Source organism: Rhodococcus sp. 1168, from assembly GCF_002091955.1.
Classification (GTDB): domain Bacteria; phylum Actinomycetota; class Actinomycetes; order Mycobacteriales; family Mycobacteriaceae; genus Rhodococcoides.
Genome location: NZ_MKKY01000003.1, coordinates 40,132 through 52,194, shown reverse-complemented (window position 1 = coordinate 52,194; position 12,063 = coordinate 40,132). Strand labels below are relative to the sequence as shown.

Annotated in this window: 13 protein-coding genes and 1 pseudogene; 5 read left to right on the top strand and 9 right to left on the bottom strand. The window is 62.7% G+C overall.

All coding sequences use genetic code 11. From position 1 onward, the window contains the following. Positions 1 to 60: 60 nt before the first annotated feature. The 5 genes from BJI47_RS00270 to BJI47_RS00250 are packed head-to-tail and all read right to left on the bottom strand — an operon-like array spanning position 61 to position 4,051. The gene (locus tag BJI47_RS00270; protein WP_088941830.1) at positions 61 to 1,206 is read right to left on the bottom strand and encodes a lipase family protein; all 1,146 of its coding nucleotides are present in this window, start codon (positions 1,204 to 1,206) and stop codon (positions 61 to 63) included. Positions 1,207 to 1,246: 40 nt separating this feature from the next. Beyond that, positions 1,247 to 2,311, bottom strand: coding sequence for a VIT1/CCC1 family protein (locus BJI47_RS00265; RefSeq protein ID WP_088941829.1), 1,065 nt, complete (start codon positions 2,309 to 2,311; stop codon positions 1,247 to 1,249). Between the two features lie 19 nt (positions 2,312 to 2,330). Next, complete coding sequence (gene rpmF, locus BJI47_RS00260; RefSeq protein ID WP_088941828.1) at positions 2,331 to 2,498, bottom strand: 50S ribosomal protein L32; 168 nt, start codon at positions 2,496 to 2,498, stop codon at positions 2,331 to 2,333. Between the two features lie 3 nt (positions 2,499 to 2,501). After that, entirely contained in the window at positions 2,502 to 2,762 is a 261-nt protein-coding gene (locus BJI47_RS00255; protein ID WP_088941827.1) for a type B 50S ribosomal protein L31, read from the bottom strand. Beyond that, complete coding sequence (locus BJI47_RS00250; protein ID WP_088941834.1) at positions 2,759 to 4,051, bottom strand: GTP-binding protein; 1,293 nt, start codon at positions 4,049 to 4,051, stop codon at positions 2,759 to 2,761. Before BJI47_RS00250 ends, BJI47_RS00255 begins: the two co-directional genes overlap by 4 nt. A gap of 75 nt (positions 4,052 to 4,126) precedes the next feature. On the opposite strand from BJI47_RS00250, the gene rpmB reads away from it, so the two are divergent. From rpmB to BJI47_RS00225, 5 genes and pseudogenes are all read left to right on the top strand, one after another. Beyond that, a complete protein-coding gene (gene rpmB / locus BJI47_RS00245; RefSeq protein WP_088941826.1) occupies positions 4,127 to 4,363 on the top strand; it encodes a 50S ribosomal protein L28 in 237 nt (78 codons plus the stop codon). Between the two features lie 50 nt (positions 4,364 to 4,413). Continuing rightward, positions 4,414 to 4,587 (top strand): annotated as a pseudogene (locus BJI47_RS00240) (30S ribosomal protein S14); the annotation flags it as partial. A 14-nt stretch (positions 4,588 to 4,601) separates the two neighbouring features. After that, positions 4,602 to 4,856 (top strand): 30S ribosomal protein S18, encoded by a 255-nt coding sequence (rpsR, locus tag BJI47_RS00235; RefSeq protein WP_084347795.1) that lies wholly within the window; start codon positions 4,602 to 4,604, stop codon positions 4,854 to 4,856. Positions 4,857 to 4,968: 112 nt separating this feature from the next. Next, positions 4,969 to 5,892: an AEC family transporter gene (locus tag BJI47_RS00230; RefSeq protein ID WP_088941824.1), complete on the top strand. Its 924-nt coding sequence runs from the start codon at positions 4,969 to 4,971 to the stop codon at positions 5,890 to 5,892. 57 nt (positions 5,893 to 5,949) lie between these two features. After that, entirely contained in the window at positions 5,950 to 6,417 is a 468-nt protein-coding gene (locus BJI47_RS00225) for a hypothetical protein (RefSeq protein ID WP_088941823.1), read from the top strand. A 24-nt stretch (positions 6,418 to 6,441) separates the two neighbouring features. Here BJI47_RS00225 and BJI47_RS00220 read toward each other — a convergent pair whose 3' ends face one another. The 4 genes from BJI47_RS00220 to purN form a co-directional block, all read right to left on the bottom strand. Continuing rightward, entirely contained in the window at positions 6,442 to 8,391 is a 1,950-nt protein-coding gene (locus BJI47_RS00220; protein WP_088941822.1) for a VWA domain-containing protein, read from the bottom strand. Then, positions 8,391 to 9,776 (bottom strand): sigma 54-interacting transcriptional regulator, encoded by a 1,386-nt coding sequence (locus tag BJI47_RS00215; protein ID WP_088941821.1) that lies wholly within the window; start codon positions 9,774 to 9,776, stop codon positions 8,391 to 8,393. Before BJI47_RS00215 ends, BJI47_RS00220 begins: the two co-directional genes overlap by 1 nt. An 87-nt stretch (positions 9,777 to 9,863) precedes the next feature. Further along, positions 9,864 to 11,417, bottom strand: coding sequence for a bifunctional phosphoribosylaminoimidazolecarboxamide formyltransferase/IMP cyclohydrolase (purH, locus tag BJI47_RS00210; RefSeq protein ID WP_088941820.1), 1,554 nt, complete (start codon positions 11,415 to 11,417; stop codon positions 9,864 to 9,866). Then, on the bottom strand, positions 11,414 to 12,055 hold the full coding sequence (gene purN, locus BJI47_RS00205) for a phosphoribosylglycinamide formyltransferase (protein ID WP_088941819.1): 642 nt from the start codon (positions 12,053 to 12,055) through the stop codon (positions 11,414 to 11,416). Before purN ends, purH begins: the two co-directional genes overlap by 4 nt. Between the last annotated feature and the right edge of the window lie 8 nt (positions 12,056 to 12,063).

Genomic DNA, 12,063 nt, shown 5'->3' with positions numbered 1-12,063 from the left:
GGTGACAGCCACAATCTCGAGGGGTTCAGGCCGACACGTCAGCAGGAAGAAAGATCGAGGCTAACGAAAGAGCCCTGCGACGAACGGGATCGAGTCTGCCTGTGAAGCGAGCATCGCACCGCTGTGGTCGGTGGGATACGTATGCAACGTTACCGGCTGACCGTTGGCGATCATCTGTGCAACCAACGAAAGCGCTGACGGCGCAGGCACATCCGTGTCGTAGAGACCTTGAGCGATGAACACCGGTCGGTCGTAGCCGGTGAACGGAACACCCATGTAGTCGTTGATCAAACCGTAGAGGTTCGGTATCTCGTTGAGCGAACGGGAGAACAAGTCACCACTGACGACGCCGCCGAACTCTTCCTCTGCTTCGAGGACACAGAGCGTCTCAGCTCGGTCGACGGTCTCGCGTCCGAAAGGCGTCAGGTAGGAGTCGAGGTCGATCTCCGGGTGAGCCGAACGCAACCCCGCAAGGATGTACAGCAGGTACGTCGTCAAGCCTCTGCTGACGGCGATGGGAAGAAATCCGGGGCCTGCGGGCAGCAGCACAAGTTCGATGTTGGCCGGCACACCGGTACCGACGCCTCCCCGGTAATCGAGGTCAGGGCCGCCGAACTCGGAGGCGTATCGCGCGGTGGTGATCGCGGCACCACCTCCCTGCGACTGCCCGACGACGACCCACTTGTTGGACAGCGACTTCTCGACAGTTCTCGAGGCCTTCACCGAATCGACGACGTTGTGCGCCTCGAGTTTGCCGTCGAGGTAGGACATGATGCCGGGGGTTCCGAGTCCGACATAATCCGTCGCGGCGACCGCGTATCCCTGCCCGAGCCAGGTTCCGAGGTACTGCCGATCGCGCGCTGGATCGGGCGGGCCGACGAGGGACGGTGTGCAATTGTCGTCGAGACCCGATGTGCCGTGGGCCCAGGCGATGACGGGCCAGCCGCCTTCGGGAGCTTCCCCCTCGGGAACGAAAAACGCTCCGGTGCTCAGCGCGGGCGCTCCATTGGATCCGACAGTCCAATAGGTGATTCGTTTGGCATCGCCGGCGCCCGGCAACCACAGTTCCGAGGCAAGATCTTCTACCGCGACCACGGTGCCGGGTGAGGTGTTCACCTCGTCTGCACTGGCGTACGCGACCGACCCTGCGACGAGCAGGACGGCAACTGTTGTGACAGCAGCGAAGTGGCGTACGGCAGTGAGCATGGCAGGAACTCTAGCGTCAGAAAATGCAATTCCGACCGAATCAGACGCCCCCGCCGAAGAAAGTTCCGAGCAGGTAGGTCGCGCCTGCGGCTCCGTATCCGATGGCCAATTGACGTAGCGCTCGCTTGACGGGTGGTCCGCCACTGAGAAGGCCCACAACCAGCCCAGTGCAGATCAACGCAATTCCGACCAGTACCGACGCAACCACAAGTGCTGCAACGCCTTCCATTCCCACGAGGTAGGGCAACACTGGGATGACCGCGCCCGATGCGAAGAAGCAGAAGCTGGCGATGGCGGCTCCGACGCCCGTGCCGACGAATTCGTGGGCGTCGGCCGCTGGACCCAGCTCGTCGTCTCCCGTCATACTCTGCAGCACCTTCGATGCTTTCGACTCGGCCTCGTCCGAGCTCATTCCACGTGCCCGATAGACCAGTGCCAATTCGTTGGCGTCGACGTCGAGGTTGTGCAATGCATCGCGCGCTCCCAGGTCGGGTGACGAGGCTTCGAGCAGTTCCCGCTGCGAGCGCACCGAGACGTACTCCCCTGCCCCCATCGACAACGCCCCTGCCAGCAGGCCAGCGAGTCCCGTCAGCAGGACAATGTGGTTGGACACCCCGCTGCCGCTGATGCCCAGCACCAAAGCGAGGTTGCTCACCAACCCGTCGTTCGCGCCGAACACTGCTGCACGGAACGTCCCCGACAACCTGTTGCGCCCACGTGCGGCCAGAGCCCTGACCACTTCGGCATGAATCTGCTCGTCCGCGATCATCGCTTCGGTCGCGTCGCCGTCGAGTGCATACGGTGACCTGGACTCTGCCCGCTGTGCCAACGCCAGCACGAACACCGAACCGAACCGCCGCGCGAGTACTCCCAGCAACCTCGTCCGGAGATCACCCCTCAGTGGCGTCCCGACGCGATCGCCCAGCAAGGTGCGCCAATGCCGCTCGTGCCGACCCTCGGCTTCGGCCAGAGCGAGAAGGATTTCTCGCTCCTCACCGCTGCGACGTTCCGCGAGATCGCGGTAGACAGCGGCCTCTGCCAACTCGTCGGCGAGGTAGCGTCGCCACCGTTTGACGTCTTTGGCTGACGGGGTAGGTTGGACCATGGAGTCAACCTACCGGCGTCTACCTCGGATCGTAGACACCCATTGACACTGCTTTGACCAACCTGCGTGGCACCCGAAAACTATTGCCGTCTACCCGCACGGTCACAAGGTCCGGTACCACTGCCTTCCACTGCGCCCGCCGACTGCGAGTGTTGGAGCGCGACATCTTTCGTTTCGGCACGGCCATGTTTCAGGCACCTTTCCTGGTTCGACGTCCATAACGCTTTTCGAACTTCTCGACGCGCCCCTGGGTGTCCATGATTCTCGTGGCACCGGTCCAGAACGGGTGAGATTCGCTGGTGACGTCGACAACCACGAGCGGATAGACGACACCGTCCTCCCATTCGACATCGCGGTCAGAGGTGATGGTGGAGCGGGTGAGGAACTGCGTTCCCGTTCCCGCGTCCCGAAACACCACCGGGTGGTAGTCAGGGTGGATACTCTTCTTCATTCTGTTGCCTCTCTGTTGACATCCGAATATGGGGATTGGATTCTGTCGCAGGGATCTTCGTGACTGCTTCCGAATGGGTCCGCCCACGTGATCCACTTCTCGCGGTTCAGCATTTCGTCGTCGGACACCAGCGCCCACCGCAGTGTTCGATCGATCTCTACCGGATCGGCTGTGTGGACGAGTACCACGAGCGAGGTGTCACGATCACCGAACTCCTCATCCCACCGCAGCGCTGCCATCGCCCGCCTGGTGAAGTCGGCACGGTTCAGTTCACTGGAATTCATCGCCGCCAGCCACTTCCCCGCACTTGCGACGTGCAAGCCCCCACCTGCTGATTCGACCCACAGAGCCTCGTTCGGTTGCGTCGCCACCCAGGCTCGCCCACGGACACTGACGACGCCGGCTAGAAGTACGTCGACGGCCTCGTGGAGCCGCTCTGGGTGGAAGGGACGTGATGCGGTGAACTCGACGAGGGAAACGCCGCAGTCCTCGGTGAGTGGCGGCTGCCCTCGCAGCAGCGGTGAGTGCGCATCGGACGCCGCACCGCGTCGAGCATCGAAAGGTACTGCGCTGAGCAGCATTTCACCATCAACGACAGAATCGACATCGATCCATGTAGCGGGGGCGCCTGGCGCGAGCCGCGCCAGGACTGCGGCGAGCGGTCCCCGATCCCAGGTTTCGACGTCGGGGCCCGCCGTGACGACGAGCGCGTCGGCGTACTCGACCTGCCCGACGACCAATTGCGCAAGCGTCCGCTCATCGTCGTGACTGGCTCGAGTGCCGCGGTCGGCGAGGGAATCGTCGCCGGTCGCGTCGTCGAGCCACGTGGCCGCGTCGAGACAATTGATGACGGCTTCGACGCGGACGTCACGCGAGGCCGGTCCGTCGACCCGGCCGACGATGCCTTCGACGACGACATGACGGATCGCCCAGCACAACACCGCAGGTTCGAGAGTCGGGTCCATGGCGAGAACGATGCGGTGGGTGGAACTGCGGCTCGAGAGTGTGCGGAGCAGCGGCAGCAGGTCTTGGCGCAGAGTGCAGGAAAGGCATCCGTGCGCGAGTTCGAGGATCGTCTCGCGCGGCTGTTCTCCCGTCGTATAGATGGTTCTGCGCACGACGCCCTCGCGTACACGGCTGAGGTCGTGGCGCACGGCGACAGTTCCCTCGGTGAGAAGTGAGGTCACCACTGCGCCCATAGCTCCGGTCCAGCCGGACACGAGTACCACCGGTATACGGCGGTCCGTGGGGAGATTCACTGAAACCCTTCCTTCGATAATGATTGTCATTGCGTCTCGAGACACGCTACATTCGCAGAGTCCAGTTGTCGAATATGATTGTCATTAACGATAGGAGAATCGCGAATGTCCAGGCGTTGCCAAGTGACGGGACGAAAGCCGGGATTCGGCAAGTCCGTTTCGCACTCACACGTCCGATCCAGCAGGCGGTGGGACCCGAACATCCAGAGGAAGACGTACTACGCCCCCAGCCTCGGCCGGCGCGTCACGCTGACCCTGTCCGCCAAGGGCATCAAAACCATCGACCGCGACGGCATCGACGCCGTCATCGCCAAACTCGGCACTCGAGGAGAAAAGTTCTGATGGCCATCTTCACGAAGCCCCCCAGCCGCGATTCCGGGAGCGCACCAACCCGAGCGGCACTGCCGCGTTTGCCGCGTGCTTCGAGTCCGGTACGATTGCGCAATCGCGACGCTGCGGATGGACGTCCGCGCGGCTACCTGCGGAATTGTGGACTCTCACGCATCGACATGTGCGAGCCCGCGCACCGCGGGGAACTGCTTGGCGTCCATAAGTCGAGCTGGTAAGGGAAAAGGTAGAGATGGCAGTCAAGAGAGCACCGTCGAAGAAGGTCCGCGCAGAGGTTGGCCGCCGACCGAAGAAGAACCCGTTGAACGCCGCCAAGGTCACCACGGTGGATTACAAGGACATCAACCTTCTTCGTCAGTTCATTTCCGATCGCGGCAAGATTCGTAGCCGCCGCGTCACCGGCCTCACGCCGCAGCAGCAGCGTCAGGTCGCCGTCGCAGTGAAGAATGCTCGTGAGATGGCATTGCTGCCGTTCACCAGCCGCTGATCACAGTCTTTTCGAGAAAGGCCACGCATCCTTCGGATGCGTGGCCTTTCTCGTGAGCCATTAAAGTAAGAGGCGCCCCACTACCGATCCGAATCGAGACCCTGAAACCTTCATGTCCGGAGTTCTCGAAGGCTTCACGGTCATCTTCGTCGTCATCGCGCTGGGATACATGCTGGCGCGACTCGGGGTTCTCGGTGACCACGGCCAATTCGTCCTGAGCCGACTCGTCTTCTTCGTCGCGACGCCGGCTCTGCTGTTCGTCACGATGGCGACGTCGGATCTCGCGGTCATTCTCTCGCCGACCCTCGCAGTCGCCGGGGTGTCCGCGCTGGTGGTCGGGTCCATCTATCTGCTCATCTCCAAGCTGATGTTGAAACGGGCTACCCCGGAAGCGACGATCGGCGGCCTCGCCTCGTCGTATGTCAACGCCGCGAACCTCGGAATCCCGATCGCCGTCTACGTGCTCGGCGATGCAACTTTCGTTGCCCCACTCCTGCTCTTTCAGATCATGATCTACTCGCCGCTTGCGCTGACGATTCTCGACATCTCGACGATGGGCAAGAAGGCGTCACTGCGCAGCATCCTCATCGCGCCGTTCAAGAACCCGATCGTGCTTGCCGGCGGACTCGGCCTCGCCCTGTCCATCACCGGACTCGAACTGCCCGAAGCCCTGATGCAACCCTTCGAACTCGTCGCGGGAACCGCCGTCCCCGGTGCACTGCTGGCCTTCGGCCTGTCGCTGTACGGGACCCGAGTACTCCAGAAGGGCATCAGTCCGCGGCGGGACGTAGCACTCGCCACCGGCTTGAAGATGATTCTGCAACCCGTCCTCGGCTACCTGTTGGCTCGGCTCCTCGGCGTCGAGGGACACGAGCTTTTCGCCATCACCGTCGTCTCCGCTCTCCCCACCGCACAAAACGTGTTCGTCTTCGCCAGCCGATACAACCGCGGCGTCGTCATGGCCAGGGACACAGCCTTCGTGACAACGCTTCTCTCGATCCCTGCCATCGCACTCGTCACGGCATTGTTGGCCTGAGGACAACTCTTGCGCAACCCAAAGGTTCTACTCAGCCCACGGCGCTACCTTGGAGGCATGAGGTTTCTGGCTGCGGGAGTTTTGATGTGCATCCTGCTCGTCGGCTGCGCGAGCGAGGCGTCGACGTCAGGCAGCGTCGACGTCGAAACCACGAGCAGTCCGGCCGCCACCGACCCGATGCGCTCCCCTAGTTCCCCGCCTGTTCCCGTCGAGGTCCCTGTCGGAGAGGTCGGGACGATGTTCGAATCAACACCCGAACTGATTCGCGCGGCGCCGACACCGTTCGAATCGTGGAGTCAGATCTCTCCCAACACCATCGCCATCCACTTCGTCACCGGGACGCCCGAGTGCTACGGCGCCGACGCGAAGGTCACCGAAACCGATACCGAAGTGGTGATCGCGCTCCGAACAGGCACCCGCCAGGAAGCGGCAGACAAAGCCTGCATCATGGTGGCCGTATACGGCACGATGCAGATGACATTGCACAGCCCGCTCGGAGATCGCACCGTCGTCAACGCGGCATGACAGACAAGAAAGTCCAACCAAGATTCACGGCTTCCGGCGCCGCTTCAGATAGTCGCTGACCACCGCTGCTCCGAGACCATCCAGATCCGGCGCAATGACTCGCCCACCGACCCGTTCGGCCATCCGATCGACGACACGCGCAAGCCCCGGATCGTCACCGAGACGAAAAATAGTCACCTGCGCACCGAGTTTCGCAATATTGTCCAGCTCCCGGACCGTGAGACCCAGAGTGCGCGGACTCGGCGGATAGTCGAAATACGCATTCCCGTCCGGTTCCAAATGCGCCGTGGGCTCGCCATCCGTCACGATCAGCACCACCGGTTGAGCGTTGGGATGACGACGCAAATGCCGACCCGCCAACAGCAGGGCGTGGTGCAGGTTCGTGCCCTGATCGTAGGCGCCGTCCAAGCCCGCCAACTCCGACGCCGTCAACTTCTGCGCGTGACGCCCGAAACCGATCAACTGTAGATCGTCGCCCCGAAACCGCGTGCTCACCAGATGCTCGAGCGCCAAAGCCGTGCGCTTCATCGGTACCCACCGACCGTCCATCACCATCGAGAAAGACGTATCGACGAGCAGCGCGACGGCTGCCTGCGTTCGAGTTTCGGTCTCACTGATCTCGACGTCTGTGACTTGCAAGGACACCGGAAACCCCGATCCTTGGGCCGCTGTGCGCAACACCGCGTTGTTGACCGTGCGCGTGACGTCCCACGGCTCGGTGTCACCGAACTCCCACGCCCTCGACGCCCCGGTCGGCTCCCCCATCGCGCCCGCCTTGCGGGTATCTCGCTCACCACCGCGTCGAGAAATCTTGCCTGCGACATCACGGAGCGCCGACTGCCCGAGCTGACGCATCGCCTTCGGTGACAGCCGCCATTGACCGTCGGCTCCCTTGTCCATGAAACCCTGCTGTTGCAAAGCCTTTTCGAGTTCAGAGAGCATTCGCGCATCCGCTGCAGCTTCCGGTCCGAGCTGTTTCAAGAGCGATTCTGCATCGATATCGTCCAGCGCAGCACCGTTGTACTGTTGCGACAGTTGGTTTCCCAGATTCTCCAGCTCCGCGATGTCCTGCAGCGCACCCGTGCCATCGCCGAGGCCCATACCGTTCTCACCGCGGAAGTTCTGCGATCCGTCCCAATCCTCACCGGGCCTTGCCGCCTGTAGGTTCTGATCGAGTTGGTCGAGCTGGCTCAGCAGACTCGAATCACCGAATGCCTGTTGCGCCAGCGCATCCAGTTCCGCGCGTTGCTCCGGACTGAGGGAGTTTCTCAGGCGCTGAGCTGCCGCTGCTCGCTGAGCAAGCGAATCGAGAAGCTCTTCCACGTTCTGTGGGTTCTCCGGGAAGTGCTGCCCATGCTTGTTCATGAACTCGTCGAACTGCGCGTCCGTGTCCTCGCCCTTGTTGTGCGCGTCGAGCAACTCGTTCAGGTCTTCAAGCATCTCGCTGATCGCCTGCCGATCCTCATCGGTGGCACCTTCGAGCGCCTTCTTCATACCGGCGAAACGTTGATCGAGCATCTCGCGGCCGAGCAGATCTTTGATCTTCTCGTAGTTCTCCCGCGACTCCGACGAGCGCCAATCGTAGTCCGCCAATTCCTGCACGGCCTGCGCGGTGGACGGTGACAGATCGCCGATCTGCATCTCCTTGAAGCGCGCATCGTCATCCAGTGCGCGCGCCAGCGTCTTACGTTCTTCGAGCACCGCCTCGTCGAGGAGCTCGCGAACCTCCTGCAACGTGCCATCCAAGTTGTTCTTACGCAACATCTCTCGACGACGACGGTTGGCCTGAGCCGCAAGATCGTCGAGACCACGCATGTTCTGCGTACCGCGTCGCAACATCTCTTGCAGAGCCCTACGCGGAGATGCCCCCTCGAGGACATCGTTGCCGATCGATTCGAGTGCTTCCCTCAGATCGACCGGAGGCGCCAGCGGATCGGGTCCTCCGTGATATCGACCGTATCTGCTGGCCGACATCAGCTGTACACCGTCTGACCGTCTTCGTCGGGATCCTTGGCGATCCGGCGAGCCAGGTACAGCCCTTCGAGTGCGAGTTCGGTTGCCGCGGCCCGCTCGCCATCGGAAGAAGCATCGAGCCGTGCCGAAACGTCGTCGAGCACCGCGAGATCGGGAAGCTCTCCGAGCAACGCTTTGGCGGTGATCCGGTCGCCCGTCACCACCGGCTCGCCCTGCTCGATCGCTGTCACCAACGGGGCCAGGTTGATTCCACCGAGTCGCTCACGGACGGTATCGGCCGTTGCACGACGCAACAGGTGCTCGAGCACCTCGACCTCGCGGCCCTCTTCCCCCGATTCGAACTCGACCTTGCCGCGTAGCACCTCGATGATCGTGCCCAGATCTACCGGACGCGCTACCGCATCGGCCTCGCCGAGAACGGCAGCGCGATGAACGGCCGCAGCCGAGATGGTCTCGGCCGCCGCGATCGCGAAGCGCGCCGACACACCCGAACGCTGATCGATCGACGGCGACTCACGCAGGAGTCGGGTGAAGCGTGCCAGAACCTCGAGCAGATACGACGGGACCGTCGCTGTCAGCTCGGCCTCCTGCTCGATGACCGAGACCTCGTCGCCCAGCACGATCGGATAGTGCGTGCGGATCTCCGCGCCGAAGCGGTCCTTCAGCGGCGTGATGATGCGTCCACGATTGGTGTAGTCCTCAGGGTTCGCACTTGCCACGAGCAACACGTCGAGAGGCAGCCGGAGCGTGTACCCGCGGACCTGGATGTCGCGCTCTTCCATGACGTTGAGCAGTGAGACCTGGATGCGCTCGGCGAGATCGGGGAGCTCGTTGATCGCGACGATTCCGCGGTGGCTTCGTGGAACCAGCCCGAAGTGAATGGTCTCCGGATCACCGAGGCTTCGGCCTTCGGCGACCTTGACCGGGTCGACGTCGCCGACGAGGTCTGCAACAGAGGTATCGGGCGTCGCCAACTTCTCTGCATACCGCTCGCTGCGGTGGCGCCAACCGATACCCAGCGCCTCACCGAACTCGGCGGCCTTCCTGATGCTCGCCGGGGTGATCGGCTCGTAGGGATGCTCGCCGAGTTCGGAGCCCTCGATGACAGGCGACCACTCGTCGAGCAACAGGTGCAAGGTACGCAGCAGACGCGTCTTGCCTTGCCCCCGCTCCCCGAGCAGAACGACGTCATGGCCGGCAATGATGGCGCGCTCGAGCTGTGGCAGCACCGTCCTGTCGAAGCCGACGATTCCCGGCCACGCAGACGTCCCTTCGCGAAGGGCGTCGAGCAGATTGTCCCGGAGTTCTTCCTTGACCGAACGCTTTACGTGTCCGGATGCGCGGAGTTCGCCGACGGTGGTAATGCCAGGTTTGGTAGAGGTCACTTCACCACGCTACGAGCGTTCGCACATTTGTGCACCCCCGACCCTGATTCGGGCGTCCCGACGAGCGGGGATGCACAACTGCGAACTCTAGTGCGCGAAGTGCCGTGCACCCGTCAGATACAACGTGACGCCGGCATCCTGAGCGGCGGCGATAACCTCGTTGTCGCGTACCGATCCGCCGGGTTGTACGACAGCGCGCACCCCTGCGCTCAGCAACACCTGCAACCCGTCGGGGAAAGGGAAGAAAGCATCCGAGGACGCGACCGAACCTTCGACGCGGTCACCTGCCCGCTGAACCGCCAGATGAGCCGCGTCGACGCGATTGACCTGGCCCATTCCGACGCCGACCGAGGCGCCGTCGTGGGCGAGAAGGATCGCGTTGGACTTGACGGCCCTACATGCACGCCAAGCGAATTCGAGGTCCTTCAGCGTCTGTTCATCAGCCGGCTCGCCGGCTGCAAGGGTCCAGTTGGCCGGGTTGTCACCGTCGGCGTCGATCGCGTCGCGCTGCTGCAGGAGCGTACCGCCGGAAATCGGCTTCAGCTCGATACCCTGCGGTGACGGCGGCGTAGCAAGAAGTACACGAATGTTCTTCTTGCGCTGAAGAACTCCCAACGCACCATCAGCGTACGACGGCGCGACGATGACCTCGGTGAAGATTTCAGCTACTTGCTCCGCCATCTCGACGGTCACCTCGCGGTTGGCAGCGATGACGCCGCCGTATGCGCTGACCGGATCACACGCATGCGCTTTCCGATGAGCCTCGGCGATGTTCTCGCCCAACGCGATACCGCATGGGTTGGCATGTTTGACGATCGCGACGGTCGGCGCAGAGTGATCGAACGCAGCCCGCCACGCGGCGTCGGCGTCGGTGAAGTTGTTGTACGACATCTCCTTACCGTGCAACTGCTTCGCTTGCGCAATGCCGTCACCCGCGGGGTCGATGTACAGCGCAGCAGCCTGGTGCGGATTCTCGCCGTACCGAAGCACTGCCGACCGGTCCCACGTGCCTCCGATCCACTCGGGAAATGTCGACTCGGGATCACTCACGAGGACACTGCTCATCCACGATGCGACTGCGACGTCGTACGACGCAGTGTGTGCAAACGCCTGTGCTGCAAGGGCAGTGCGTTCAGCGAGGGTGAATCCACCACCGGACACTGCAGCGAGAACATCGTCGTATCGAGCCGGATCCACAACCACGGCCACCGAGGGATGATTCTTCGCCGCAGCGCGAACCATCGACGGTCCACCGATGTCGATCTGCTCGACGCATTCGTCTTCGCTCGCGCCACTACGAACAGTCTCGGTGAACGGGTACAGATTGACGACCACGAGCTCGAACGCCTCGATACCGAGTTCTTCGAGCTGCGCAAGATGCTCGGGCCGTCGAGTATCCGCGAGCACTCCGGCATGAACCCGTGGGTGCAGGGTCTTGACCCGACCATCGAGGGTCTCGGGGAAGCCGGTGAGATCCTCGACCTTGGTGACCGGAATCCCCGCGTCGGCGATCTTCGACGCTGTAGAACCGGTGGACACGAGGGCGACGCCTGCGTTGTGCAAACCGGTCGCGAGTTCGATCAGTCCGGTCTTGTCGTAAACACTGACCAAAGCACGCCGCACTGCTTTACGTTCACTCATCGCCTAATCTGAGCCTTTCGTCCATCGGAGACAACACCTCGGGTGGCCACGGCCGCGACTACATCGACCAGCAGCCGTCGTTCCACAGTTTTGATTCGCTCGTGCAGCGACATTTCACTGTCGCCTTCGTGCACCGCCACGGCCTCTTGAGCCAGGATCGGTCCGGTATCGACACCCGAGTCCACAAGATGCACCGTCGACCCCGTCAGCTTGACGCCGTATTCGATCGCGTCCCGAACAGCATGCGCACCGGGAAACGACGGCAGCAATGCCGGGTGCGTGTTGATGATGCGCCCGTCGAAAGCATCGATGAAGCTCGGGCCCAGGATCTTCATGAAACCAGCGGTGACGACAAGATCCGGCTGATGCTTCGCAACGGATTCGGTGAGTGCTACATCCCACTGCGAGCGGTCCACGTAATCGCGAAGTCCGACACGGAAGTGGGTGATGCCGGCCGCACGTGCATGCTCGACGGCGTCGCACTCGCGGTCGACGCCGACTGCGGTGATGCGCGCTGGGTAGGAGTCCACCGCAGCAGCTGCGATCAGCGACTGCAACAGCGAGCCGGTGCCCGAAGCGAGGACAACGACTCGTGCTCGGTGCTCACGCGAGGCAGTCAGCGCAGTTCTCCTGAGAATCGTCGTGG

What these genes read in the sequence shown, in the direction of transcription:
- BJI47_RS00255 (WP_088941827.1), bottom strand. Translation starts at nt 2,762, where the DNA reads ATGAAGAAGAGTATCCACCCTGACTACCACCCGGTGGTGTTTCGGGAC.
- BJI47_RS00250 (WP_088941834.1), bottom strand. Translation starts at nt 4,051, where the DNA reads ATGACAATCATTATCGAAGGAAGGGTTTCAGTGAATCTCCCCACGGAC.
- rpmB (WP_088941826.1), top strand. Translation starts at nt 4,127, where the DNA reads ATGTCCAGGCGTTGCCAAGTGACGGGACGAAAGCCGGGATTCGGCAAG.
- rpsR (WP_084347795.1), top strand. Translation starts at nt 4,602, where the DNA reads ATGGCAGTCAAGAGAGCACCGTCGAAGAAGGTCCGCGCAGAGGTTGGC.
- purH (WP_088941820.1), bottom strand. Translation starts at nt 11,417, where the DNA reads ATGAGTGAACGTAAAGCAGTGCGGCGTGCTTTGGTCAGTGTTTACGAC.
- BJI47_RS00220 (WP_088941822.1), bottom strand. Translation starts at nt 8,391, where the DNA reads ATGTCGGCCAGCAGATACGGTCGATATCACGGAGGACCCGATCCGCTG.
- BJI47_RS00225 (WP_088941823.1), top strand. Translation starts at nt 5,950, where the DNA reads ATGAGGTTTCTGGCTGCGGGAGTTTTGATGTGCATCCTGCTCGTCGGC.
- BJI47_RS00270 (WP_088941830.1), bottom strand. Translation starts at nt 1,206, where the DNA reads ATGCTCACTGCCGTACGCCACTTCGCTGCTGTCACAACAGTTGCCGTC.
- BJI47_RS00230 (WP_088941824.1), top strand. Translation starts at nt 4,969, where the DNA reads ATGTCCGGAGTTCTCGAAGGCTTCACGGTCATCTTCGTCGTCATCGCG.
- BJI47_RS00265 (WP_088941829.1), bottom strand. Translation starts at nt 2,311, where the DNA reads ATGGTCCAACCTACCCCGTCAGCCAAAGACGTCAAACGGTGGCGACGC.
- rpmF (WP_088941828.1), bottom strand. Translation starts at nt 2,498, where the DNA reads ATGGCCGTGCCGAAACGAAAGATGTCGCGCTCCAACACTCGCAGTCGG.